Source organism: Citrobacter amalonaticus, assembly GCF_018252635.1.
Lineage (GTDB): Bacteria > Pseudomonadota > Gammaproteobacteria > Enterobacterales > Enterobacteriaceae > Citrobacter_A > Citrobacter_A amalonaticus_E.
In genome coordinates this window covers 33,361-59,154 of sequence record NZ_JAGTXM010000001.1, presented here as the reverse complement: position 1 = coordinate 59,154, position 25,794 = coordinate 33,361, and the positions used below count along the sequence as shown (strand labels likewise).

The 25,794-nt window shown below is 54.4% G+C and carries 22 protein-coding genes; 7 read left to right on the top strand and 15 right to left on the bottom strand.

Features of this window, described 5'->3' with window-relative positions; translation table 11 throughout:
• Positions 1 to 3: 3 nt before the first annotated feature.
• The 4 genes from ubiC to malK form a co-directional block, all read right to left on the bottom strand.
• Positions 4 to 501: a chorismate lyase gene (gene ubiC / locus KE671_RS00270; protein ID WP_206161227.1), complete on the bottom strand. Its 498-nt coding sequence runs from the start codon at positions 499 to 501 to the stop codon at positions 4 to 6.
• 180 nt (positions 502 to 681) lie between these two features.
• Positions 682 to 1,626, bottom strand: a complete 945-nt coding sequence (malM, locus tag KE671_RS00265; protein WP_206161226.1) for a maltose operon protein MalM — start codon at positions 1,624 to 1,626, stop codon at positions 682 to 684.
• A 191-nt stretch (positions 1,627 to 1,817) separates the two neighbouring features.
• Positions 1,818 to 3,143 carry a maltoporin gene (locus KE671_RS00260; RefSeq protein WP_206161225.1) on the bottom strand — a complete coding sequence of 442 codons (1,326 nt, stop codon included), beginning with the start codon at positions 3,141 to 3,143 and terminating at the stop codon, positions 1,818 to 1,820.
• A 73-nt stretch (positions 3,144 to 3,216) separates the two neighbouring features.
• Positions 3,217 to 4,326, bottom strand: coding sequence for a maltose/maltodextrin ABC transporter ATP-binding protein MalK (gene malK / locus KE671_RS00255; RefSeq protein ID WP_206161224.1), 1,110 nt, complete (start codon positions 4,324 to 4,326; stop codon positions 3,217 to 3,219).
• Between the two features lie 369 nt (positions 4,327 to 4,695).
• On the opposite strand from malK, the gene malE reads away from it, so the two are divergent.
• The 3 genes from malE to malG all read left to right on the top strand — a co-directional run bounded on the left by malE (position 4,696) and on the right by malG (position 8,468).
• Positions 4,696 to 5,886, top strand: coding sequence for a maltose/maltodextrin ABC transporter substrate-binding protein MalE (malE, locus tag KE671_RS00250; RefSeq protein ID WP_206161223.1), 1,191 nt, complete (start codon positions 4,696 to 4,698; stop codon positions 5,884 to 5,886).
• A 132-nt stretch (positions 5,887 to 6,018) separates the two neighbouring features.
• The gene (gene malF / locus KE671_RS00245; RefSeq protein WP_206161222.1) at positions 6,019 to 7,563 is read left to right on the top strand and encodes a maltose ABC transporter permease MalF; all 1,545 of its coding nucleotides are present in this window, start codon (positions 6,019 to 6,021) and stop codon (positions 7,561 to 7,563) included.
• Positions 7,564 to 7,577: 14 nt separating this feature from the next.
• Positions 7,578 to 8,468, top strand: coding sequence for a maltose ABC transporter permease MalG (malG, locus tag KE671_RS00240; protein WP_206161221.1), 891 nt, complete (start codon positions 7,578 to 7,580; stop codon positions 8,466 to 8,468).
• A 216-nt stretch (positions 8,469 to 8,684) separates the two neighbouring features.
• On the opposite strand, the gene psiE is transcribed toward malG, so the two are convergent.
• The 6 genes from psiE to pgi all read right to left on the bottom strand — a co-directional run bounded on the left by psiE (position 8,685) and on the right by pgi (position 15,139).
• Positions 8,685 to 9,095, bottom strand: coding sequence for a phosphate-starvation-inducible protein PsiE (gene psiE / locus KE671_RS00235; RefSeq protein ID WP_206161220.1), 411 nt, complete (start codon positions 9,093 to 9,095; stop codon positions 8,685 to 8,687).
• 173 nt (positions 9,096 to 9,268) lie between these two features.
• Complete coding sequence (locus tag KE671_RS00230) at positions 9,269 to 11,365, bottom strand: YjbH domain-containing protein (protein ID WP_206161219.1); 2,097 nt, start codon at positions 11,363 to 11,365, stop codon at positions 9,269 to 9,271.
• Positions 11,365 to 12,102, bottom strand: a complete 738-nt coding sequence (locus tag KE671_RS00225) for a capsule biosynthesis GfcC family protein (RefSeq protein WP_206161218.1) — start codon at positions 12,100 to 12,102, stop codon at positions 11,365 to 11,367. Before KE671_RS00225 ends, KE671_RS00230 begins: the two co-directional genes overlap by 1 nt.
• Positions 12,099 to 12,737: a YjbF family lipoprotein gene (locus tag KE671_RS00220; RefSeq protein ID WP_206161217.1), complete on the bottom strand. Its 639-nt coding sequence runs from the start codon at positions 12,735 to 12,737 to the stop codon at positions 12,099 to 12,101. Before KE671_RS00220 ends, KE671_RS00225 begins: the two co-directional genes overlap by 4 nt.
• A gap of 63 nt (positions 12,738 to 12,800) precedes the next feature.
• A complete protein-coding gene (gene yjbE / locus KE671_RS00215; protein ID WP_042321038.1) occupies positions 12,801 to 13,043 on the bottom strand; it encodes an exopolysaccharide production protein YjbE in 243 nt (80 codons plus the stop codon).
• A 449-nt stretch (positions 13,044 to 13,492) separates the two neighbouring features.
• Positions 13,493 to 15,139 carry a glucose-6-phosphate isomerase gene (pgi, locus tag KE671_RS00210; RefSeq protein ID WP_206161216.1) on the bottom strand — a complete coding sequence of 549 codons (1,647 nt, stop codon included), beginning with the start codon at positions 15,137 to 15,139 and terminating at the stop codon, positions 13,493 to 13,495.
• 293 nt (positions 15,140 to 15,432) lie between these two features.
• Between pgi and lysC the strand changes: the two genes are divergently transcribed.
• Positions 15,433 to 16,782, top strand: coding sequence for a lysine-sensitive aspartokinase 3 (gene lysC, locus KE671_RS00205; RefSeq protein WP_206161215.1), 1,350 nt, complete (start codon positions 15,433 to 15,435; stop codon positions 16,780 to 16,782).
• A 70-nt stretch (positions 16,783 to 16,852) separates the two neighbouring features.
• On the opposite strand, the gene KE671_RS00200 is transcribed toward lysC, so the two are convergent.
• Genes KE671_RS00200 through KE671_RS00190 form a run of 3 tightly spaced genes read right to left on the bottom strand, consistent with a single transcriptional unit; the run spans position 16,853 to position 20,004 of the window.
• Positions 16,853 to 17,638, bottom strand: a complete 786-nt coding sequence (locus KE671_RS00200; RefSeq protein WP_206161214.1) for a nucleotidyltransferase domain-containing protein — start codon at positions 17,636 to 17,638, stop codon at positions 16,853 to 16,855.
• A gap of 6 nt (positions 17,639 to 17,644) precedes the next feature.
• Positions 17,645 to 18,871, bottom strand: a complete 1,227-nt coding sequence (locus KE671_RS00195) for an RtcB family protein (protein WP_206161213.1) — start codon at positions 18,869 to 18,871, stop codon at positions 17,645 to 17,647.
• Positions 18,872 to 18,876: 5 nt separating this feature from the next.
• Complete coding sequence (locus KE671_RS00190; protein WP_206161212.1) at positions 18,877 to 20,004, bottom strand: slipin family protein; 1,128 nt, start codon at positions 20,002 to 20,004, stop codon at positions 18,877 to 18,879.
• A gap of 453 nt (positions 20,005 to 20,457) precedes the next feature.
• Between KE671_RS00190 and rtcR the strand changes: the two genes are divergently transcribed.
• Both rtcR and panS read left to right on the top strand, forming a co-directional pair.
• Positions 20,458 to 22,038, top strand: a complete 1,581-nt coding sequence (gene rtcR / locus KE671_RS00185) for an RNA repair transcriptional activator RtcR (RefSeq protein WP_206161211.1) — start codon at positions 20,458 to 20,460, stop codon at positions 22,036 to 22,038.
• Positions 22,039 to 22,149: 111 nt separating this feature from the next.
• Positions 22,150 to 23,088 (top strand): ketopantoate/pantoate/pantothenate transporter PanS, encoded by a 939-nt coding sequence (gene panS / locus KE671_RS00180; protein WP_206161210.1) that lies wholly within the window; start codon positions 22,150 to 22,152, stop codon positions 23,086 to 23,088.
• A 32-nt stretch (positions 23,089 to 23,120) separates the two neighbouring features.
• Here panS and KE671_RS00175 read toward each other — a convergent pair whose 3' ends face one another.
• Both KE671_RS00175 and KE671_RS00170 read right to left on the bottom strand, forming a co-directional pair.
• On the bottom strand, positions 23,121 to 23,459 hold the full coding sequence (locus KE671_RS00175) for a helix-turn-helix domain-containing protein (protein WP_206161209.1): 339 nt from the start codon (positions 23,457 to 23,459) through the stop codon (positions 23,121 to 23,123).
• Positions 23,456 to 23,812 carry a type II toxin-antitoxin system RelE/ParE family toxin gene (locus tag KE671_RS00170; RefSeq protein WP_206161208.1) on the bottom strand — a complete coding sequence of 119 codons (357 nt, stop codon included), beginning with the start codon at positions 23,810 to 23,812 and terminating at the stop codon, positions 23,456 to 23,458. Before KE671_RS00170 ends, KE671_RS00175 begins: the two co-directional genes overlap by 4 nt.
• Before the next feature lie 372 nt (positions 23,813 to 24,184).
• Between KE671_RS00170 and KE671_RS00165 the strand changes: the two genes are divergently transcribed.
• Positions 24,185 to 25,771: a PTS sugar transporter gene (locus KE671_RS00165; RefSeq protein ID WP_206161207.1), complete on the top strand. Its 1,587-nt coding sequence runs from the start codon at positions 24,185 to 24,187 to the stop codon at positions 25,769 to 25,771.
• Positions 25,772 to 25,794 lie beyond the last annotated feature (23 nt).

Sequence of the window (25,794 nt, the reverse complement as noted above, 5' to 3'; positions counted from 1 at the left end):
CTCTTAGTACAACGGTGATGCGGGTAAAAATAGTTCGGTCAACATCAGCGGCTTACCGCTCAGTCGCAGGCGGGAACGGCGTCCCCACAACCCGGCATCACAACCAATCTCAATAAAATCTCGGGTCAACGTCGATGATGTAAACAGATAACGCCCCAGCGGGGTTTTGCCTAAGTTTTGTAAGGCCAGTTCAGGACCAGACAGCGTGGATTCAGGCACCACGGTACGTCCAGCCAGCCAGGGTACATCATCGGCACATAACAGGATTTCACGCAGCCAGTAGCGGGATTCTTTTGGCAGTCGAGTCAGCTCTTCCTTCACCTCATTTTGACCGACAAATCCCTCCCTGATCAGAGTCACAGTGACCCGTTTTCCCTGTTGCTCAAAACGTTTTGTCATGGAATCTTCCAGTAGCAGCCAGTCGAGCTGTTCTGGATCCAGGGCGGGAATCTCTTCAAAATAGCGCAGCGCACGCAGTTGCGTTAACGCGGGGTGTGACATGCCTGACTCTCCGTTTCATAACTGAAAGGCATTGTATCGCAGAAAAGCGCTTACGGAAGATGGAAACCTAATTAAGTGATCTGTTGCGCAACAAAAGTGTAACAAGTCGCAGGAAATGCTAAAAAAAAGGTGCGCCAGATGACGCACCAGTTGGTGCAAATCAGCAATGTGGGGAGAAGATTACCCCTTGCCTTTTACACTGCTGATAAAGGTGGAACGGGCAGATGTTGATCCCAGACGTTCAGCTTCATCAAGCAGTTTCAGCGCTTTATCAACGTCGCCTTTGGCAACGGCGTCTTTAATCGCTTTGTTAAAGTAGCTTTCGGTGTCGTTCAACATCGGCTCGCTTTTCTTCGCGGGCGCAGGAGCAACCACCGGCGCGGCAACCGGTGCAGCATAGGTCGGCGCAGGCGCGGCGGTATTACCCACCGTCACCGGACCAGGGCCGGAAGACCCAAACAGTGGCCCGACCAGCACGCTGGAACTGCTGCTGGTTTTCACTTTCAGCTTCAGCACTCCATCCGTGGTATGACGGGCGATCGGATCCGGAATATCCGGAACCGAGTTGCCCACGCCTTTGGCATAGGCTTTCGCTGGATCAAGCAATTTGGTGGTCTGCTGGAGATCTTTCTCGGTCGTAAAGACCAGAACATAGAGTTTCTGCTGGCCCAGCGCTGGCGTCAGGCGCATCACCCCTTCCAGACGATCCGCACTCATCACGCCCGGCTCCTGGTAGGTGAAATAGCTGCTCGGGAAGAACGCAGAAGGCGTCATGTTCTGATCAAGAATCAGGACGTTGGGCGCAAAGACGCTGGTTTGTTTGTTCACTTCGCTGGAGAGCGTTATGTTTAGCTCCCCGATGTTCGCTGGCACACTGTACGCGGCAACCGGACCGGAAATGCCGGCCACGTCAAGACGCTGACCGCCAGTCGAAAGCTGCGTCGTTTGCGTATTGGACTGGTCAACCGGCGTCCAGGTTAACTGCTGAAGTGCAGCCGTCGGAATCGTCGGCGCAGCGCTGGTATTTTGCGGCACATAGTTAACATCGGCCAGGCTGATGCCCGGCGCACTGGCAAATAACCCTGCGGATAAACAAAGGGCGACGAGACTTTTCTTCATTTTCATTGTTATCACCTCAGAAAGCGTGGGTTCAGCGGTGGCCAGGCAATAGCGCGCTAAACCAGATTATGCCGGATGGCGACGACGTCTTATCCGGCCTACAAACTGGCGCCGTAGGCCCGATAAGCTTGCGCCATCGGGCATTACTGCAGTTTGAGAGGGGCTTTCGCCCCTCTTTACGTCAGGGTAGTGCTGGATTACCACCAGATTTCCATCTGAGCACCGAATGACCACTCATCGTTGTCACCACGGCTGAAGGTATGCGCGCTGGTATCTTTATAGGCGATACCGTTGTCGTAACCCCATTTCTCATCCCACTTCGCGTAGGTTGCGAAGACACGGATAGCCGGACGAGACCAGATGCTGTCGCCTGCCTGCCACTGTTGTGCCAGGGTGATTTTGTACTGATTGTTGGTGTCGTTAGTGCGCTGAGACTTCACGTTGTCGTAACCGACTTCCATCAGGGTGCTCATGATTGGCGTCCATTTGAACATCGGACGCACACCCACGGTCCACCAGCGGGTACCGTTGTCGTCGTCACGGTCGATATCCTGATACATACCGACGTACATCAGATCCCAACGGTCGCCCAGAGAGATTGCACCGTGGTCGAGGATACGCACCAGAGAACCGTTGTTGTTGATTTCGTTGTTAACGACACCAATTTCCGTATCCGGGTTGTAGCTGTTACCCGTGAAGGAACCCTGTGGGATCCCTTTACCCTGGGTGGTCATTGCATCGGTGGCGTACTGAACCACAAACTTGTTGTAGCCTTTCAGCATGCTCTGGGTATGTTCAGCGGTGAACATCCAGCCGTCTTTGGTGGCGCCGTCGGCATAGCTGTAACCGTCAGTTTTGTTCGCACGACCGTAGTCAACACCCAGCTCCAGCACGCCGTCCGGGTTGGTTTCCAGCCCGGCTAAACGCACGTCGAACACGTCGTTCGCCGTGTCTTTGTAACGGTCGTAGATATCATTGCTGCTGAAGATATAAGATCCGCCAGCTTCCTGTGAGCGGGTTGCGGCCAGAGACAATTTGCCGAAGCCCAGATCGATGTTTTCGATACCGGCACCAGGACCTGAGATATCCCAGTAGTAGAAGTCGATCATATGAACGTCATGACGCTGATAGAAGCGCTTACCCGCCCAGATGGTGGAGCCCGGCAGCCAGTCGATCAGGTTTTTACCCTGCACGTTCGCTTCGCGGAATGCCGGGTCGGTGGCTTCCCAGTCATTCTGCTGTGCTACAGAGTAGGCAACGTTGGTGTCAAAATAGAAGCTCTTATCACCCTCTTTCCACACTTCCTGGCCCAGTTTCAGTTCCGCGTAAGTTTCACATTCGTTACCAAGACGGTATTTACTTTGAGCACCTGTTGCCTGGAAACATTGTTGTTCGCCGCCACTACCCGTCCAGCCGATACCGGAACGAGCATAACCATGGAAATCCACTGCCATTGCCTGAACAGACATAATGCCTGCTGCGACGGCAACCGCCAGGGGGAGTTTGCGCAGAGTAATCATCATTCTATCTCCTGAGATCATTGCTTTTCTTTGAACGCTTCACCGTAGGGCTTTGCGCTTTTTTTAATGGGACACCTTAAACGCCTGGCTCTTTATGCAACCGACGACATGCGGTGCCATCTTCACGGAACAGATGACAACGTTCTGGCGGCAGGCCAATAGCGAATGTGGCGCCCTCTTCTACCAACACCACGTCGTTCTGGCGGTACACCAGGTTCTGACGAATGGCGGGGATCTGGATATGAATCTGGGTTTCGTGACCAAGCTGTTCGACGACCTGAACCTCGCCTTCCAGCGTGACATCGGCGATATCACTGGGCAGCAGATGTTCAGGACGAATACCCAGCGACATGTTTACGCCAACCTGTACATCACGGCTTTCGACCGGCAGCCAGACGTGCTGACGGTTCGGCAATTCCACCTGCACCTGGTCGATGGCGGTCGCGGTGACTTTCACCGGCAGGAAGTTCATCTTCGGTGAACCAATAAAGCCCGCGACGAAGCGGTCTGCCGGGTAGTGGTACAGTTCCAGCGGCTTACCCACCTGCGCGACGCGACCCGCATCCAGCACCACAATTTTGTCGGCCAGCGTCATCGCTTCGACCTGGTCGTGGGTGACGTAAATCATCGTGCGCCCAAGGCGCTTATGCAGACGGGAGATTTCGATACGCATCTGCACGCGCAGCGCGGCATCAAGGTTAGAGAGGGGTTCATCGAGCAGGAACACGCGCGGTTCCGCCACCAGCGTACGGCCAATCGCCACGCGCTGACGCTGTCCTCCCGAAAGTGCTTTCGGTTTGCGCTCCAGCAGATGCGCCAGTTGCAGGACTTCTGCAACCTGATTAACACGCTGATTCATCACCTCTTTTTTAGCGCCCGCCAGTTTCAGGCCAAACGACATATTTTCGGCAACGGATAAATGGGGATAGAGCGCGTAGGACTGAAAGACCATACCGACGCCACGTTCCGCGGGGGGGATATCGTTCATGCGGGTTTCCCCAATATAGAGGTCTCCGCTGGTAATCGTTTCAAGTCCGGCAATCATACGGAGCAGGGTCGATTTGCCGCAGCCTGACGGTCCAACAAACACTACGAATTCCCCTTCGTGAATGTCGAGATTGATATCTTTCGATACCACCACGTCACCCCAGGCTTTCGTTACATTTCGCAGCTGTACGCTCGCCATGCCTTCTCCCTTCGTTACAACCTGTCATTGACAGCAACATTCATGATGGCCCGACTATGCGGGATTCACGGCGTGCGTGAATCCTCCACCCCCCGGCTTTTTTATGGGGGAGGAGTCGGGAGGATGAGAGAAGGAAGTCTGCGACCCAGGCCGGGGGACATCGGGGAATTTCGTGATGTTACCCGCAAAAATGAGTCCGTTTTTATGTGCGCCAGTACGCATTACTCACATTTCTGCAACACAGATCACATAAAGAGCGGGTGGGGCGTAGGGGTAAGGAGGATGGAAAGAGGATGTCAAATAAGGAGACTGAGTCACGTTGAACCACTGACGTCTTACCACGAGCACATCACCAAAAGGATGGCAGATATGAAGATCAAGACTGGCGCACGCGTTTTCGCATTGTCCGCCCTCGCAGCAATGATGATTTCCGCACCGGCTCTGGCCAAAATTGAAGAAGGTAAACTGGTTATCTGGATTAACGGCGACAAAGGCTATAACGGCCTGGCCGAAGTGGGTAAAAAATTCGAGAAAGACACCGGTATCAAAGTGACTATCGAGCACCCGGACAAGCTGGAAGAGAAATTCCCGCAGGTCGCAGCAACCGGTGACGGTCCGGACATCATTTTCTGGGCGCACGATCGTTTTGGCGGTTACGCACAGTCTGGCCTGCTGGCTGAAATCACCCCGGAAAAAACGTTCCAGGACAAACTCTACCCGTTCACCTGGGATGCGGTACGTTACAACGGCAAGCTGATCGCCTACCCCATCGCGGTAGAAGCACTGTCGCTGATTTACAACAAAGACCTGGTACCAAACCCGCCGAAGACCTGGGAAGAAATCCCTGCGCTGGATAAAACGCTGAAGGCGAAAGGTAAGAGCGCCCTGATGTTCAACCTGCAAGAACCGTACTTCACCTGGCCGCTGATTGCTGCCGACGGCGGTTACGCATTCAAGTTTGAAAACGGCAAGTACGATGTGAAAGATGTGGGCGTCGACAGCGCGGGTGCGAAAGCGGGTCTGGGCTTCCTGGTTGACCTCATCAAGAACAAACACATGAACGCGGACACCGATTACTCCATCGCCGAAGCGGCCTTTAACAAAGGCGACACCGCGATGACCATCAACGGTCCGTGGGCCTGGACGAACATCGACAAGAGCAAAGTGAACTATGGCGTCACCCTGCTGCCGACCTTCAAAGGCAAACCGTCTAAACCGTTCGTTGGCGTGCTGAGTGCCGGTATTAACGCTGCCAGCCCAAATAAAGAACTGGCGAAAGAGTTCCTTGAAAACTACCTGTTAACCGATCAGGGTCTGGAAGAAGTTAACAAGGACAAACCGCTGGGTGCCGTAGCGCTGAAATCCTATCAGGAACAGTTAGCGAAAGACCCACGCATCGCGGCCACCATGGATAACGCGCAGAAAGGCGAAATCATGCCGAACATCCCGCAGATGTCTGCTTTCTGGTACGCCGTGCGTACGGCGGTCATTAACGCCGCCAGCGGTCGCCAGACGGTTGACGCTGCTCTGAAAGACGCGCAGGGCCGTATCACTAAGTAATGCTGTTGAGTATGTGCCGGATGGCGGCATACATGCCTTATCCGGCCTACAACTTGCTGTAGGCCTGATAAGCGCAGCGCCATCAGGCATATCTCCGGTCGTAAAGTTTTATTGCTGTAGAGGAAGATCCCCATGGATGCCGTTAAAAAGAGTCACTGGTGGCAGAGCGACATGCTGAAGTGGTCCGCGATCGGACTGCTGGGCCTGCTGGTGGGTTACCTTGTCGTTTTAATGTATGCACAAGGGGAATATCTGTTCGCCATCATGACGCTGATTTTAAGCTCTGCTGGCCTGTACATTTTTGCCAACCGTAAGACCTACGCCTGGCGCTACGTTTATCCTGGCATGGCCGGTATGGGACTGTTCGTTCTGTTTCCGCTAATTTGCACCATCGCCATTGCCTTTACCAACTACAGCAGTACCAATCAGCTCACTTTCGAACGCGCCCAACAGGTGCTGATGGACCGCTCTTATCAGGCGGGCAAATCCTACAACTTTGGGCTGTATCCGGCCGGTGAAGAGTGGCAACTGGCCCTCACCGACGGTGAAACGGGTAAGAATTACCTCTCCGACGCCTTTACATTTGGCGGCGAACAAAAGCTGGCGCTGAAAGAAACGAACGCCCTGCCGGAAGGTGAACGCGCGACGCTGCGCATCATCACCCAGAATCGCCAGGCGCTGAACCAGATCACCGCCGTACTGCCCGATGACAGCAAAGTGATCATGAGTTCGCTGCGCCAGTTCTCCGGTACGCAGCCGCTGTACACGCTCGCCGATGACGGTATGCTGACTAACAATCAGAGCGGCGTGAAATACCGTCCCAATAACGGCATCGGCTATTACCAGTCTATCAATGCAGACGGGAAATGGGGTGACGAGAAGCTCAGTCCGGGCTACACCGTCACCATCGGCTGGGATAACTTTACCCGCGTCTTTACCGACGAAGGGATCCAGAAGCCGTTCTTCGCTATCTTCGTCTGGACCGTGGTGTTCTCGGTGCTCACCGTCATCCTGACCGTGGCGGTAGGGATGGTGCTGGCGTGTCTCGTTCAGTGGGAATCGCTGAAAGGGAAAGCGATTTACCGCGTCCTGCTGATCCTGCCCTACGCCGTGCCGTCGTTTATTTCGATTCTGATCTTCAAAGGGCTGTTCAATCAGAGCTTTGGGGAGATCAACATGATGCTAAGCGCGCTGTTTGGCATCAAACCGGCATGGTTCAGCGACCCGACCACCGCACGGTCGATGATTATTATCGTCAACACCTGGCTGGGCTATCCGTACATGATGATCCTGTGCATGGGCCTGCTGAAAGCGATTCCGGACGACCTGTACGAAGCGTCGGCAATGGATGGCGCCGGTCCGTTCCAGAACTTCTTTAAGATTACGCTCCCGCTGCTGATTAAGCCGCTGACGCCGCTGATGATCGCCAGCTTCGCCTTTAACTTCAACAACTTCGTGCTGATTCAACTGTTGACCAACGGCGGTCCGGACCGTCTCGGAACGACCACGCCTGCCGGGTATACCGACCTGTTAGTGAGCTACACCTATCGCATCGCCTTTGAAGGCGGCGGCGGTCAGGACTTCGGTCTGGCGGCGGCAATCGCCACGCTGATCTTCCTGCTGGTCGGTGCGCTGGCCATCGTAAATCTGAAAGCCACACGCATGAAATTTGACTAAGGAGGGCTCGACAAATGGCAATGGTCCAACCGAAATCTCAAAAGTTGCGCCTCTTTATCACGCACCTGCTGCTGCTGATGTTTATCGCGGCGATCATGTTCCCGCTGCTGATGGTTATCGCCATCTCGCTGCGTGAAGGTAACTTTGCTACCGGGAGCCTGATCCCGGAAAAAATCTCCTGGGAGCACTGGCGGCTGGCGCTGGGCTTTAGCGTTGAACACGCTGATGGCCGCGTCACGCCGCCCCCCTTCCCGGTTCTGTTATGGCTGTGGAACTCGGTGAAAATCGCTGGCATTACCGCGATTGGTATCGTGGCGTTGTCGACCACCTGTGCCTACGCCTTTGCCCGTATGCGCTTCCCCGGCAAAGCCACGCTGCTCAAAGGGATGCTGATTTTCCAGATGTTCCCGGCGGTGCTGTCGCTGGTCGCGTTGTACGCGTTGTTCGATCGCCTCGGCCAGTACATTCCGTTTATTGGTCTGAACACCCACGGTGGCGTGATCTTCGCCTATCTTGGCGGTATCGCGCTGCATGTATGGACCATCAAGGGCTATTTCGAAACCATCGACGGCTCGCTGGAAGAGGCGGCGGCGCTGGATGGGGCAACCCCGTGGCAGGCGTTCCGCCTGGTGCTGTTGCCACTGTCGGTACCGATTCTGGCGGTGGTCTTTATTCTGTCGTTCATTGCCGCCATTACCGAAGTACCGGTTGCCTCACTGTTACTGCGTGATGTGGACAGCTACACCCTGGCGGTCGGGATGCAGCAGTACCTCAACCCACAAAACTATCTGTGGGGCGATTTTGCCGCAGCCGCCGTCCTGTCTGCGATTCCAATCACCCTGGTCTTCCTGCTGGCGCAGCGCTGGCTGGTCAACGGCCTGACGGCGGGCGGAGTCAAAGGATAAGTTTCATCGAAGTACCTGTAATGCCACTGCACCCTCAACGTGTTTTTATCCAACTTGTGACTGTAATTTGGCGCTCCACGGAGCGCCTTTTTTTGTCTGCCGGATGGCGGCGTTACCTTATCCGGCCTGCTTACTTTTTATTCGCGCTCCAGCCCATTGTAGGCCTGATAAGCGCAGCGCCATCAGGCAACCACGACACACATTGCCTTATCCGATCTACTCGCGCTTTAAGCGTTTCGAATTACACATCCAGAGCGTGATCACCAGCAACAGGATCGCCGCCGAATAGATCAGCACATCAAGAGGGGATTTATGATCGACAATGATCAGCCGGACAATCGCGGTGATCCCGATATAGATAAAATAGCGCAGCGGAAAGTGAAAGCCTGACTGAAAATACTTCACAATCAGCGCGATAAATTCGAAATAGAGAAAGTAGACAACCAGCCCTTCCACCAGCTCATACTTGCTGGCTTGTTCCGGTGCGAAGAGCACATCAGCCAGATGCAGCGTCTCTTTACCAAGGAATACGACCAGGATCAGGCCCAGACTCAACAGCCCAAGGTTCAACACGGTCTGTAGGATCGTGGAGATAAACTCCACGCGCGGACGAGGTAATGACGTCATAACAGCACCTCTTTCTCAGTGGTGAGGTTCCTGTATAACGCAAAAATGTGACGGAGATCTATATTTTTTGTTTATGTTTTGTGCAAACCAGAAGAATCGCCCGGTGGCGCTTCGCTTACCGGGCCTACGGGAATGTAGGCCGGATAAGCGCAGCGCCATCCGGCAAAACAACCTTAGCGGAAATTCACGCTTTTATCGCTGGTCATGTCATACAACTGGAATTTACGTCCGAGCTGCTGACCCCCATCACGCGTTAGCGGCGTCCAGCCGATGGCCGCACGGCTGCGGGTCGGGCCGGTCGAGAAGAGATCCAGCGGAATCGAGACGTAGACGCCTTTGGTGAAATCCCCTTCGCCGTACTCATCCGGCGAGACGTTGGTAAGCGTGGCGTAACCGCCCACCACCACGCCGCTGTCGAAGCGTTTAGAGATATCCAGCGTGCCGCCTTTATCTCCCGCCAGATATTGACCGACGCTTGCTTTCACCAGCACGTCCTGGGCGAATGACGGCGTCCAGTAGGCCGTCAGGTGTCCCGTCTTCACGCTGTAGTCGGTGAATTTCATCATGTCCTGCGCGCTACGCCAGTCACGTTGTTTCACGTAGTTGGCATCCAGACCAAACGCCCAGTTGCTGTCGACCGGACGGTACAACACTTCTGCACCCGCCCCGCCGTACATGGTTTCAAGGTAACCCCCGTAAGCCTGACCATAGAAACCGTTGCCAAAGTACTGGAAGTAGTTGGCCTGTAGGTTGTTCACGTAAACGTCGTTCTGCACGTATTCACGCACGCGGGTACGTACTCGCGGCAGCTTCGAATCGTTCGGCGGATTGGTATAGTTGAATTTATCGTAGTTATTAGCGAGGTTGCCAAACAGGCTGCCGGTGGTCAGCAAATGATCGGTGACCCACAGATCCGCTGCCGCCATCACACCTAACTGGTACATGTAGAAATTTTCCGGCCCCCCCACGGACTGGTTCAACACCGGATCGAGGTGGAAGTCGAAGCGCGACTTGTCGATATACCAGCCCTGTTCGGTACTTTCCGGCACTATCGGCTCAAGCCGTTGTTGCGCCAGCGGCGTTTCCTGTCCCAGCGGTTCGCCTTCCAGATGGCGTTTCAGGCTGCTGACATCCGTTTCTGTAGTCACCTGCGGCAGGTTGAGACGGTTTTCCGTCACGCGGATCGTGCGGATCCCCTCTGGCAGATCGTTCATCACGATCCGATTCGCCCGTTCAATACCTTCACGCGAGTCGCGGTATTTCACCTGTTCGCCGGTCACGTATAGCGTGTCGCCTTTCACCTGAATCTGCGGATCGGCCAGTCCGGCGTTGTATTTCAACAGCGTCAACTGGTTCGCCACCACCGAGTGTTGAAGGATCGCGTCCTGCGGCTGCGGCTGGTATTTCGGGCGTGCATTATCGTTATACGATGGTCGCAAGTCGTTGAAATTGGTCCGTAGCGTCACCCCAAACATAAAAGTGTTACCACGTTCGTAGCTGAGGTTAACGTCGGCCCAATCGGTGACGCGGTAAATGGCGCCGACGTTAAACTTGCTTTTCTGTTCCAGCTTACCGGCAAAATCCTGCTGGTAGTTGTTGCCCTCATATTCCAGTTTCAACCGCAGCGGCTGCCACGGCGTCTGGTACTCAACACCGCCAAACAGCGACGCCGGACCATGGAACATCTGGCTGCCGTCAATGGAGCCGGCCTGCTTATAGCTGTTATCGCGATAGCAATATTTATCACTGTATGAACAGAGCGGATTACTCACGTTTCCGCTGGTTCCCAGATAGCCCCAGCCGAGGCCGAGTGAGAAATCAAACGGTCCCCAGGCTTTACTCGCAACCAGATATTCCGCATCAAACAGACCGGTCCCGCCGATATCCCGCGCACCGACCGACACCTGCGGCATCCAATAGCTCTCTTCCCACAGGCGTAACTTCAGATCGAACGCTTTATCTTTGTAGGTTTGATCGCCGGAAAACGATTCGACGCTGCTGTATTTTTTCGTCCGCACGTCGGTGTAGCGCAGCGTGGTTTCCAGCCAGGGGAAAAGCTGCACGGAGGCGGAGTAGTAACGATACTGATCGTTATCGCGATAGTTGAGGCTCAACTCCCCTTCACGCGCCATGCGCGCGGTTGGGGTCTGTAATAATCCCACGCCGCCAAAATCTGACTGGGAGGGCCCAATCGGCGCCGGATACGTTTCGGCATGGCAGGCTGCGCTGATGCCCAGCGCCAGTAAGCTGAGCAGATATGTTTTTTTCATTATTGAGGTATCCGCTGCGTCAGGGTGTGAAGAATGTCGACGTTCAGCGCGTCCGGTTCGCTGCTCCAGAGAGAATCGTCCAGCCCGACAAAAATGATGCTGCCCGGCATCGGCTCGACGTGACGTTTATTCCAGTAAGCCACCGGGACTTTCTGCGTACGGCCATCGGGATAAACAATCCATGCATAGCTGCGGTCAGCGCCGCTGAGTCGGTCTTGTCCGTCGAGATAGCTGACGACGTCGCGCCCGGGCATAAACGGCTGCTTTCCGGGACGGCTTATCAGACCAAAGAGCGTAACGTCCGTCGGTTGCCCGCCGACCCACAGCGTATAGTTGCCCTGCAATGGCGGGTTGCCGCGCTCGCTGACCCGCACCATGTCCGGATCGAGATTCACCAGTTGTCGACCGGTCACTTTCAGCGCCTGAACTTGCTGGCGCAGCGCGTTGATCGCGGCGGCATCCTCTCCGCTCGCGTTGGCGCTTAACGCCGCCAGACGCCCCAGCAACGCCTGCTGTTGGCTCTGCGCTTTCACCGTCGCTTTCTCTTCAGCGATCACCGCGCCCGGCCACCAGCTGTTCGCCAGTCTGGGCTGCCCCACCAGATCGATAAGATGCTCTGCGCCGGTAAGCGTTTTCGGCTCTGTGCTCCCGGCGCTAAAAACCTTAATGGTCCCGGCGGCAAAAACAGATGACGCGCTCAGGCTGAGGAGCAGCGCCGCAATAGTCTGTTTCATCATGATTTTGCCGCCTTAATCAGCGTGGTTTTCACCGGGAAAAAGTTCGCGCCCAGATACTGCTCCGACTGGCGGATTTGCCCTTCGCTATCGATCCAGTAACGGTTATGCCAGCGCGCCTGATCGGTTGTGATGGCTTCATCCAGCACGCGAACCGGGGTCTCTTCACTGCCGACGTTTACCGTGTCGTTGCCATCCCATGTAAAGACAGAGCGCGCGGTGGCATAGCGCACCTGCTTGTATTCCGTCCAACCCATCGTGCGGGTCCAGGTAGCGCCGTCGACGATCTGATTCGGTGTGCTCAGCGGGTCATCTGCGAGATTATTCACGTCGATAAGGTTGTCGCCGCCCAGCAGCGTTTTCACCAGACGACCATGCTGGGTTACGAGAGTGGCCTGATCCTGCGTCACCCATTTCTGCTGCCCGTTCTCTGCGAAAGCGAGCACCACAAACAGCTGCGGCCCGCCATTGAGCTGCATGTACTGGCTGGCGTAGGGCATGTTTTGAATATCATCGTCCGTTAGCTGTACGCCGGGCGTGCCAAACAAACTGTCCCACAGCGAATTGCCCAGTTGCTTTGTAGTGGCTGAGCACGCCTGTAACAGCAGGCAAAGTAATATGAGTGCAGGTCGCTTCACGACTCTTCTCCAGAGGGGCAAAATAACCACACCGAAGTGTGGTTAGGATTAAATGTACCGTTCTTACTGGGTACTGGTGGTCGTGGTGGTGGTAGTCCCGGTATTGGAACCGTCACCGCCGCCAGTTGCCGCGAGAGCGACACCCACCGCCGAACTTACGGTGCTCACGCTGGATGCCGAGGAGCTACCCGCCGACACCGACGTTGCTGCCGACCCTGCCGCTTCACCCACCTGAACAGGGGCTGCATAGACAGAACTCGCCGCAAGCGCAGATATGGCAAAAATGCCATACAGAACTTTTTTCATAACAATTTCCCTTCATTGAATGAATGGAGATTTACCCAAAAGCATTTCGGGCGGGATCGAGTATACACAACTAAAGCATGCGAATTACGGCAGGGGGAAATAGCGAGGCAGTTTTAGGATAATTGGACTTTTGCTGGATGATTGGTTTTATCTGAAAATATAATAAATATCTAAATCAATATGTTATGATTTTTATCAGTAATCAACCGATCCGTATTTTCCTAAAATAACACAGGGTTATTTTAAGGTTATTTATTATTTTAGGAATAAGCTCAATATAAGATTAAGGGAAACCACACGGACAACCGGAATTATCTCATAAAAAGAGCCGATAATAATATCGGCTCTTTTCATTATTAATGCGCCTGTTGACACTTCGCTAATCAGGCCTACGGCAGAGACCAGGCCGGATAAGACGCATTAGTGTCGCCATCCGGCACGGCGCCAGATTAACGCCAGGATTTATAACGATTAATCAGTCCGTTAGTTGAGCTATCGTGGCTCTCGATCGCTTTATCATCTTTCAGCTCCGGCAGAATACGGTTTGCCAGCTGTTTACCCAGCTCCACGCCCCACTGGTCGAAGGTAAAGATGTTCAGGATGATGCCCTGAGTAAAGATTTTGTGCTCATACAGCGCGATCAGCGCCCCCAGGCTAAACGGGGTAATTTCACGCAGCAGGATAGAGTTAGTTGGGCGGTTGCCTTCAAACACTTTGAACGGCACAACGTGGTCAAGCTGAGCCGGATCTTTACCCTGATCGCGGTATTCCTGTTCAACCACTTCGCGGGATTTCCCGAACGCCAGCGCTTCGGTCTGCGCGAAGAAGTTAGACAGCAGCTTCGGATGGTGATCGGACAGCGGGTTATGGGTAATCGCCGGTGCGATAAAGTCACACGGAACCATTTTGGTTCCCTGATGAATCAGCTGATAGAACGCGTGCTGACCGTTGGTGCCCGGTTCACCCCAGATGATCGGGCCCGTCTGGTAATCCACCGGGTTGCCGTTACGGTCAACGTATTTCCCGTTGGATTCCATGTTGCCCTGCTGAAAATAGGCCGCGAAACGGTGCATATACTGGTCGTACGGCAGGATAGCTTCGGTTTCGGCACCAAAGAAATTGTTGTACCAGATACCAATCAGCGCCAGCAGCACCGGCAGGTTGTTCTCCAGCGGCGTGGTCGAGAAGTGCTTATCCATCGCATGCGCACCGGACAGCAGTTGCACAAAGTTGTCGTAACCGACAGACAGGATAATCGACAGACCAATCGCTGACCACAGCGAGTAACGTCCCCCCACCCAGTCCCAGAACTCGAACATGTTGGCGGTATCGATACCGAACTCACCGACTGCTTTCGCATTGGTAGACAGCGCAGCGAAGTGTTTCGCAACATGTTTTTCATCACCGGCGGATTTCAGGAACCAGTCACGCGCGCTGTGAGCGTTAGTCATGGTCTCCTGCGTGGTGAAAGTCTTGGACGCCACGAGGAACAGGGTGGTTTCCGGATTCACTTTCTTCAACACTTCGGCGATATGGGTACCGTCAACGTTAGAAACAAAGTGCATATTCAGGTGGTTTTTGTACGGACGCAGCGCTTCGGTCACCATGAACGGGCCGAGATCGGAGCCGCCGATACCGATGTTGACCACGTCAGTGATCGCTTTACCGGTATAACCTTTCCACTGACCCGAAATAATGGCTTCAGAGAAGGATTTCATCTTCTCCAGCACCGCGTTGACTTCCGGCATGACATCTTTGCCGTCCACGATAATTGGGGTATTGCTACGGTTACGCAGCGCCACATGCAGCACAGCACGATCTTCAGTACGGTTGATCTTCTCGCCGGAGAACATGGACTTGATAGCGCCCGCCAGATCGGTCTCTTTCGCCAGATCCTGCAGTTTCGCCAGCGTCTCTTCGGTGATGCGGTTTTTGGAATAATCCACCAGCATCAGATCGTCAAACGTTGCGGAGAATTTATTGAAGCGATCGCTGTCTTTCGCGAACAGATCCGCGAGGGTAACGTCCTTCATGTCGTCAAAGTGTTTTTGTAGTGCCTGCCAGGCAGAGGTCTGCGTTGGATTGATGTTTTTCATTAGCAATACTCTTCTGATTTGAGAATTGTGACTGGGATCGATTGTAACGCCAGTCACAGAAAAGTGTGATTGTTTTAGTGCCGTTGCCCTGGTCCCGGTCAAATACAGTGAAAAAACAGCGTTGTTATAAGTACGGTTACTCAGCCACTTGCCAGCATGAAAAATCCGCATAATCCCGGCGTTGACAGTGTCGTCTGCACATTTTATTTATAAATACGGTATTTGCGCCTGCACCGGTTTCTGTTCTGCCTTTGTGCCCAGGTCGCTTTCTCACTCCCTGACACGAGGTTGTTATGACAGAAATCGTTGTTTCCAAATTTGGCGGTACCAGCGTCGCCGATTTTGATGCCATGAACCGCAGCGCCGACGTGGTGCTTTCCGATGCAAACGTGCGTTTAGTCGTGCTTTCCGCTTCCGCAGGCATCACCAACCTGCTGGTTGCGCTGGCAGAAGGACTCGAACCCCAGGCCCGCTTTGAGAAGCTCGATGCCATCCGCCAAATTCAGTTCGATATCCTGGAGCGTCTGCGCTATCCGAACGTGATTCGTGAAGAGATCGAACGTCTGCTGGAAAATATCACTACCCTGGCGGAAGCAGCCTCATTAGCCACCTCTACCGCGCTGACGGATGAACTGGTCAGCCACGGCGAGCTGATGTCCACCCTGCTGTTTGTTGAAATTCTGCGCGAGCGTAACGTTCAGGCGCAGTGGTTCGATGTGCGTAAAGTGATGCGTACCAACGATCGCTTTGGCCGTGCCGAACCGGACGTCGCCGCGCTGGCTGAACTGGCAACGCTGCAACTGATGCCACGTTTGAGCGAAGGACTGGTGATCACTCAGGGGTTTATTGGCAGCGAAAGTAAAGGGCGTACAACGACGCTCGGACGTGGCGGCAGCGACTACACGGCAGCCCTGCTGGCCGAAGCGCTCCATGCGGCGCGTGTCGATATCTGGACGGACGTTCCTGGCATTTATACCACCGACCCGCGTGTGGTGCCTGCGGCGCAACGCATTGATGAAATCGCCTTTGAAGAGGCTGCGGAAATGGCTACCTTTGGTGCGAAAGTCTTGCACCCGGCGACGTTACTGCCTGCTGTGCGCAGCGATATTCCGGTCTTCGTCGGCTCCAGTAAAGACCCGAAAGCGGGGGGCACGCTGGTCTGCAACAAAACCGAGAATCCACCGCTGTTTCGGGCACTGGCGCTGCGTCGTAAGCAGACGCTGCTGACCCTGCACAGCCTGAATATGCTGCACTCGCGCGGTTTCCTGGCTGAAGTGTTCGGCATTCTGGCACGCCATAATATCTCCGTAGATTTGATTACCACCTCGGAAGTGAGCGTAGCGCTGACGTTGGACACTACCGGTTCCACCTCCACCGGCGACACGCTGCTGACACAATCCCTGCTTATGGAGCTGTCGGCTTTGTGTCGGGTGGAAGTGGAAGAGGGTCTTGCGCTGGTCGCGCTGATTGGTAACGATTTGTCGAAAGCCTGCGGCGTCGGCAAAGAGGTGTTCGGCGTGCTGGAGCCGTTCAATATCCGCATGATTTGCTACGGTGCCTCCAGCCATAACCTCTGTTTCCTGGTGCCTGGCACCGAGGCAGAACAGGTGGTGCAGAAGCTGCACCAGAATTTGTTTGAGTGAGACCGGCCTGAATGCCGGACGTTGTAGGCCCGATAAGCGTGAGCGTCATCGGGCACATCGGGCAACACGGTCACGACATCACCGTCTCATACAACAGTCGATCCAGTGCCTTCACATCGCCTTCCCGGCTATCTGGCAGCGTGGGCGGGATTTCGCCTCGCGCCAGTTCAGTATGGATAAACGCATGTAGCAGCGGGCGACGCGGGCCATATTCCGCCTCTCCCGCACGCTGTTTGCGCGCCAGCAGTTCATCTATTTCCTGACGTAACGGCGCATCCAAATCGCTTCCCGCCAGCAGTTCGGCAAAACGCATGGGCGGAACGCCTTTCCCCGCTTCGACCCAACGCACCGCCAACAGCGGACGCAGGACGTAGAAGTATTTTTTCAGGCGCACCGCTTCCCCCTGTAAATAGCCGCGAAAGTTTTTTCGCGCCATCGAGTAGTAGTGCCAGCGAGCGCGAAGCGGAGAAAACCATTGCGGTATCATCGCTTTAAGCGCGCCGATCGTGGCATCATCCTGCTGATAAATCACCGGAGAATCCAGCCACTCGATTAGCGTCGGGTTAGCACCCTTCAGCAGACCCAGCGCTTTACGCCACTCCCAGCCACACACGTCCAGTTCGTCGTCAATCGGCAGTTCGATCACGTCCCGCGGTGCCTCGACCCGCAGATACCACTGTGGCGGATGAACATACAAAAACCGCACATCGTAATCGCTATCCGGCGAGGCAAATCCCCAGCCGCGGCTCCCCGATTCACAGGCATACAGCACCCTGACGCCGTAGCGGGTTTCTATCTCTTTGAGTTGCCGCGTGACCCGTTCGCGCATTGCGGCACTCACTGCATTTTTCGTCATCTTATTTCATCCTTTTACACACACCACCTGCCGTAGCGTATGCACGATCTCCACCAGCGAAGACTGTGCCGCCATTACGGCATCGATGTCTTTGTAGGCCATCGGAATTTCATCGATCACCTCGCTGTCCTTTCGGCATTCAACGTGGGCCGTCGCCCGGATCTGATCCGCGACGGTAAAACGTTTTTTAGCCGCCGTTCGGCTCATGGTTCTTCCCGCCCCATGGCTGCAGGAGCAGAAGCTCTCTTCATTCCCCAATCCACGCACGATGAAGCTTTTCGCCCCCATCGACCCCGGGATAATCCCCATCTGACCCTTCTGTGCGGAAACAGCGCCTTTACGGGTTACCAGCACCTCTTCACCAAAGTGGCGCTCTTTTTGCACGTAGTTATGGTGGCAATTCACCGCTTCCTGCTGGGTGAGAAACGGTTTACTCACGCTACGCGACAGCGCGGCCAGCACACGAGACATCATCACCTCCCGGTTTTGTCGGGCAAAATCCTGCGCCCATTCCACCGCGTCGATGTAGTCGTTATAGTGCCGACTCCCTTCCTGAAAATAGGCCAGGTTTCGGTCCGGGAGATTCGCGATATGCTGCTGCATATCCTGCTGTGCCAGCGTGATAAACACGTTGCCGATGGCATTCCCTACGCCACGCGAACCGCTGTGCAACATCACCCAGACACGCTGCTGCTCATCCAGACAAACCTCAATGAAGTGATTACCGGTTCCCAACGTTCCCAGATGCTGATGGTTATTGGTTTTCAACAGCGAGGGATACTTGTCAGTCAGGCGCTTAAAGCGCGGTGCCAGTGTCCCCCAGTGAGTACTCACCTCCTCTGGCGGCGTGTCCCACGCCCCTTTATCGCGACGGGAGCGCGTATTGGTACGTCCGTGTGGAACGGCCTGCTCAATTGCGCTCCGCAACCCGCTGAGGTTATCCGGCAGATCGCCTGCCAGCAGCGAGGTACGCACCGCAATCATCCCGCAGCCGATGTCCACCCCCACCGCCGCCGGAATAATCGCCCCTTTGGTCGGGATCACGCTGCCAATCGTTGACCCTTTCCCCAGATGCACATCCGGCATCACCGCCAGATGCTTAAAAATGAACGGCATCTTCGCCGTGTTCAGCAATTGCTGTTGCGCCTCAGGTTCCACCGGGACGCCGTGCGTCCACATTTTCACTGGCGCCGCGTTCTGCGACGTCAGCAGCGCATAGTCATTATGTGCCATGTTTCTTATCCTTTAATGTTCACTAAGCCGTGCAGAACCTGGTCCAGGCCAACGAATACCGAGATTTTATCGATACGCTCCGCCACTCTTTCAAGCGTTTCCAGCTCTTTTAAGCGCAGTGCCACCGGGTTGTTTTCCATCACTTTTGCCGTATTTAACAACGAGCGCGTCGCAGCCGTTTCTTCACGACGGCGGATCACGTTGGCCTGCGCCGATTTTTCCGCTTCAACCAGACGGGACAGTATCGTCTTCATATCCCCCGGCAACACGATGTCCTTCACGCCCAGCGAGGCCACGTCGATGCCATAGGGCGCCATGCGGTCTTTCACCTGTGCGCTGACTACGTCATCAATCACCTGCTTATCTTCCAGCAGTTCATCGAGCGTGCGCGTCCCGACGGCCTCACGTAGCGCAAACTGCAGTTCACGGTACAGATGGTCGAGCGGTTTAGTGAGCTGCGCAAAGGCCTGCAACACATCGCTGTAACGCCAGTTCGCCGCCAGGTTCAGGCGCAGGTTGACCTTATCTTTGGTCAAAATTTCCTGACCGCTCACTTCCAGTACCTGCAAACGGGTATCTACCACTTCAGCGTCAACCAGATGATTTACTTTCCAGTACGCCGTCAGACCCGGCGGCAGCAATGCCTGCGTCTCGCCGTCAATTTTCAATACCCCCGCATGCCAGGCCGGAGCCTGTACGGTAAGCATTGCTTCCCGACCTTTTACCGTACCGCTACGTCGCGGTTGCAGAACCGCATTCATGACCTCTGCAGGCACCTGAACCTGACGCGTATCCATCCGTACCAGTTTCAAGGCGTCGTCGGCCTGCCAGTACAAACGGCGCGTTGACGGCGGCAGGATCTCCTGCAACACCTCGTTCATGTATAACGCCCCCGCTTCGCTGTCGTTAAGATCAACGGCCAGGGTATAATGCGTTACCCAGTCTGGCTGAAAGCGGCGTAAATAATTCGCCAGCGCTTCCGGCACTTCGCTGCCGTCCAGATTAACTACCAGCACCTCTGGCGTATTGAACCACGGCAGACGGTGTTCACCTGCCTTCAGAACCTGATAGTAGTCGCCGTTTTTTGCTAACAGGCCTAATTGTCCTTTGCGGATAGTGATTTTCTTCGTCATTTTTCTCTTTTCCTTATCAAAGTCAGGTGCGGGTGTGGAGGCGAGGCTGCAGGGGAATTCCCTTTTGCCTGCGGCGCGGCATCGTGACCGGCAACCTGTTTTTGGGCCTGCTGACTGCGCAGTACCCGTTTTTATTTCTATGATTAACAACCAGTTTCATTGGGAAAATGAATCGGGAATCGAACCCATTGTTCAGGTGTCATCGGTTGACGGAACACCTCCGGAAAACAGCCGCTGCCGTTCCTGACGTGCCGGCGGGGTTTAACCCCCTGCGCTTTCAACGTGTTGACGAGAGTGTTATTGCCAGAAGCGTGCCAGAACGAAAAAAAGACAAAATTAATTTTTAATTATCTGATTAATAATGGATTAATTTTTATCGCCAATAATGGTGATTGCAGATACCTTCCGTATTTTTTATCTTTCAATATCGATATTTATCTTTTGGGATAAACCATGAAAAAGCGGCGGGTGGTGATTGGCGTGCTGGGCACGGTGCTGGATAAACGCGGCAAGCGGGCAAACCGGCTCAAGAAATGGCGACCCACGGTCGGACTGTGTCAACAGCCGGATTTCCCGGTCGATCGGCTGGAGCTTATCCACCAGCCACGCGACGCCGGAATGTGTAAGCAACTGGAGGAGGATATCAACCTGCTCTCCCCGCATACTCAGGTTCGCCCACATGCTATCCCCATTAGCGATCCGTGGGATTTTGAAGAGGTCTACGCCGCGTTTCTCGACTTTGCCACTCACTACTCCTTCGATACCGAGAATGAAGAGTATCTGGTACACATCACCACCGGCACCCATGTGGCGCAAATTTGCTGGTTCCTGCTGACGGAAGCCCGCTATCTGCCGGCCAGCCTGCTGCAAACCGGACCTGCGCCGAAGGGAGCGCCGCAAGAGGATGTTGCCGCTGGCACCTGTTCGGTGATCGATCTTGATTTAAGCCGTTATGCCACGCTCACCAGTCGCTTTCAGCGTGAGCAGCAGCAGTCCGTTTCCTTTCTCAAAGCCGGTATCGATACGCGCAATGCCACGTTCAACAAACTGATTGACCGTATTGAGCGCGTAGCCTTGCGCTCTGGCGATCCTATCCTGCTCACCGGCCCCACCGGCGCGGGGAAATCCTTCCTCGCCAAACGGATTTTCCAGCTTCGCCAGTCGCGCCATCTGGTAGGCGGAAAACTGGTGGCAGTGAACTGCGCGACGTTGCGCGGCGATAACGCCATGTCGACACTGTTTGGTCATGTAAAAGGCGCGTTTACGGGCGCTCTGTCGTCGCGAACCGGGCTGTTACGCGAAGCCGACGGCGGGGTGTTGTTTCTGGATGAGATCGCGGAACTGGGGCTGGATGAACAGGCCATGCTGTTGAAAGCGATCGAGGAAAAAACCTTCTTCCCGTTTGGCTCAGATAAAGAGGTACACAGTGACTTCCAGTTGATAGCCGGGACCCATCGCGATATGCCGCAGTGGGTCGCCGAAGGGCGTTTTCGCGAAGATCTCTACGCACGGATAAACATGTGGCGCTTTGCTCTGCCCGGCCTTGCACAGCGGCGTGAAGACATCGCCCCTAACGTGGAGTATGAGCTGCAACGCTTCTCTCGCAGCCGACAGAATCAGATTCGTTTTGATAAAGAGGCGCGAGAACGCTATCTGGCATTTGCCTGCTCACCCCAGGCGCAGTGGCGTGGCAATTTCCGCGAGCTGAGCTCCTCCGTCGCACGAATGGCAACGCTGGCCGAGCAAGGGCGTATCACGCTGGCCCTCGTCGACGAAGAGATTGCGCTTTTGCAGGAGAGTTGGGGAGAGGCAACGTTGCAACCGGAGCTGGAGAGGGAGCTTGACCTCTTTGACCGCCGCCAACTGGAAACCGTGCTTGAGGTCTGTCGCCGCAGCGCATCGTTGTCCGAAGCCGGACGTGAACTCTTCGCCATCTCCCGACAAAAGAAAGCCAATCCCAACGATGCCGACCGACTGCGTAAGTACCTGACACGGTTTGGCCTGAGCTGGGAAAATCTCAAAGTCAGAACATGAGCATAATTTGTTTGAATAATATCCCTTCACACGATAAAAAATAACTATGGTCAGGCACGATCCTGACCTGTTTATAACAAGCAAACACAACATTTGTGCAAGGAAAACAACATGCTCGCCACTCTCACCAGGCTGTTCCCGTTATGGGCGCTGCTGCTCTCCGTTATTGCCTATTACACGCCATCCACCTTTACGCCTGTCGGTCCGTGGGTGACCACATTGTTGATGCTGATTATGTTCGGTATGGGCGTCCACCTGAAAGTGGATGATTTTAAACGCGTGCTTTCGCGTCCTGCGCCAGTTGCCGCAGGGATCTTTCTGCATTATCTGGTGATGCCACTGGCGGCCTGGATACTGGCGATGGCATTTAATATGCCACCGGAACTCTCAGCCGGTATGGTGTTGGTTGGCAGCGTTGCCAGCGGCACAGCATCTAACGTCATGATCTATCTGGCGAAAGGCGATGTTGCGCTCTCGGTGACAATCTCATCGGTTTCCACGCTGGTGGGCGTGGTCGCTACGCCGCTGCTAACACGTTTGTATGTCGATGCGCATATTCAGGTGGATGTGATGGGCATGCTACTCAGTATTTTACAGATTGTAGTGATCCCAATTGCCATGGGCCTGGTGATCCACCACCTGTTCCCGCGCGTAGTGAAGGTAGTTGAACCTTACCTGCCCGCGTTTTCGATGGTTTGCATTCTGGCGATTATCAGTGCGGTGGTTGCGGGTTCCGCTGCGCATATCGCGTCCGTCGGCTTCGTGGTGATTATCGCGGTGATCCTGCACAACACCATCGGTCTGCTCGGCGGCTACTGGGGCGGCCGTCTGTTTGGTTTTGACGAGTCAACCTGCCGCACGCTGGCGATCGAGGTTGGGATGCAAAACTCGGGTCTCGCTGCGGCACTGGGTAAAATCTACTTTGGCCCGCTCGCCGCATTGCCTGGCGCACTGTTCTCTGTCTGGCACAACCTTTCCGGCTCCCTGCTGGCTGGCTACTGGTCCGGTAAGCCGATTGATGAGCAACGGAATACGGTGAAAGAGAGTTAAAGGCACAGGCCCGGTATCGCAACAAACCGGGCCTAACCCACCTGCACAGTCACCGGTTTCCCTAACTTCGCCAGCATCATGACCAGGGCATCCAGGGTGAATTTATTCGTTTTCTGGTTAACAACATCGGAAACCCGTGGTCGCGAGATATTTAACCTCACCGCAGCCTCTGACTGTTTCATGTGCTTTTCGTCAATCCAGACAGCGATCTCCTGCATAAGCTGTTGCTTGAGTTGGATGAGTTGCTCCACTTCACGTTCTGCATCTTGCTGAAGTTGTTTTGCTTCAGCGTCATCAAAGCCTAATTCAGAGAAAATATTGGCTTGTGCAGAAGTGACATGACGAATTTTAGTATCCACTACGTGACTCATTGACGACTCCTGTGTTCCTGCCAGACCGCCTGAAAGCGAACCTGCGCAATGTGTTTATCCAGCCTGGAAGTCCGCTGCGTTTTCTTACTAAAACAGTGCAGCACATAGACAGCATCTTCAACGCGGGCAAGATAGATAATCCGATACGCTCCAGATTCATGTCGCAAGCGGATCTCTTCAACGCCATGTCCAATTTCCGGCATCGGTTTCCAGTCAGCAGCTTCTAATCCCATCTGGACGCGATGTAGTTGATACCCTGCATTTTTACGTACCTCAGGCGGGAAAGCGCGCAAGTCTTCGAAAGAATTCCCGATCCAGGTGACAGAGTTACGTACCCGCTTATTGAGTAGCATACCACATCCTTGTATAAAATTTTATACGCGCCTGATGAGTAAAAACATAAGCGCATCATCTCTGCGCGGGTAAACTAATTCAGACAAGACGTGTCGTCACATAAGGAAAACGTAATCTGCGAGGCGCTTTCCGTGTTATTCCTTCTCCCTGTGCCTCACTCCCAGTGGCAGTATTTGAACCTCATCACAAAACAACAAACAACAACACAAAACAAAAATAATAAAAATCACTTTACTTTCATGTGATTATATAAATTTCTTCATTGCATCATTCTTTAATCTCCATTTTTTCATGTTGCTTTATTTTGTTTTGATTGGGAATATGATTCTACTACAACACAGATAACCCTTTACCCTACCTTTGAGGCCGCTATGAAAAAAATTGCGATTATTGGAAGCAGTGGAGGCAACCTCTACAACCTGGGTGGCGCTGAGCCAGAGAAGTTACTCCAGGAGATTTATCAGCAGTGCGACGCCGCGGGTGTCACTGTCGCTGCGGTACAGTTCATTGCAGCCGAGGCGTCAATGGATGTCGCCAAACCTGACACCCCCGCAGCCGTCTATGCCTTAACCACAGAAAACAACACAAAACCACAGCGCATCTTTCAGGGAAAACTCTCTGAGGTGAATGCCTCCGTCGTTGAGAGCGATCGTCAGATAGCCGGGATGATCCGCAGCGGCGAGATCGACGGGATCGTGGTGATGAGCGCCGATCCGGCAAAAGCCAACCAGGCCGTTTTTGATGCCGCCGTGGAGATGAAAACCCCTATCGTTGGCACCGGCGGCACCTCGATGGCACTGGTCGCCGCAAAGGGCGCCAATGTCGTCGCAACCTCAGGCACTACCGGCACTACCAGCCGTACCCGCGCGGTCTCCTTCGTCGCCTCGCTGTGTAAATACTGGGGCATTAAGTACAAGCCTCAATTGGGCAGCGCATCACCTGCACAAGGCGGTTCCGGAAAGAGTCTGCTTAAGCGTTTTAACATCCGCAGCATCATGATCCCTGCACTGCCGGGCTTTATCGCGATGGCGATCGTTCTCGCCCTGAGCCACATTCCGGGACTGGAAAAACTCAACGATATCTTTGAAATCCTGCTGAAAGGCCTGCCGGTGCTGGTTGCTGTGCTGGCGGCAAAACAAATTTCCGAACTCGATGAAGTCTCTATTGTGGCCGGGGTCGTCGCCGGGGTGCTTTCCGTTGAAGGTGGCCTGATCGGAGGGATCATCGGCGGTCTGATGGCCGGGATTTTTGTGCGTTGGTTGTTTGAACTGTGCCTGAACTGGCGCTTCCCGATGACCACCGTCAACATCGTCGCTGGCGGGATTTCGGGTCTGGCTGCCGGTTTGATCATGCACTACCTACTAAGCCCGCTGGCGCTCTCCGCAGGTAACTACATCAAACTGGCTATCGAAAGCACGCTGGCATTCAGTCCCATTCTTGCCGGGCTGCTGGCCGGTCTGGTGATCTGGCCTGCTATTCTGGGCGGCGTCTATCACGCGGTCATCCTGCCGCTGGTTCTACTGGAGATGGAAAAATCCGGCGTCAGCTTCCTCGGTGCCGTGGACATGGTTGGTCTGGTGATGGTCGCTGCCGGCATCAACCTGGCTAACGTCATCGCGCCACGTGAAAAAAGTGAAGCGGCCGTTGCTACTCCGGGTCTGCTTATCAACCTGGGCTTCGGGACCTTCGTGGAATCCGCCTACCCCTTCATGTTCGCCAACAAAATCGTCTTTGGTTCCGCCATTTTCTGGGCGGGAATGGGCGGCATGATGCTCGGCTTTTTTAACGTCAAAGGAGTGGCTTACGTTCCGGCGTTCGCCTCACCATTCTTATCCAGCAATGCGCTACAGATGGCGATCGTGATGGCCACTGTGATGATCATGACCTGTATCACCACCATCGTAGCGAACCGTTTTAAGGCTGTCGTTCAGAGTGAATCGGTAACGTCTGTCCGTTAATAAATGCACCAACACCAGAGGTA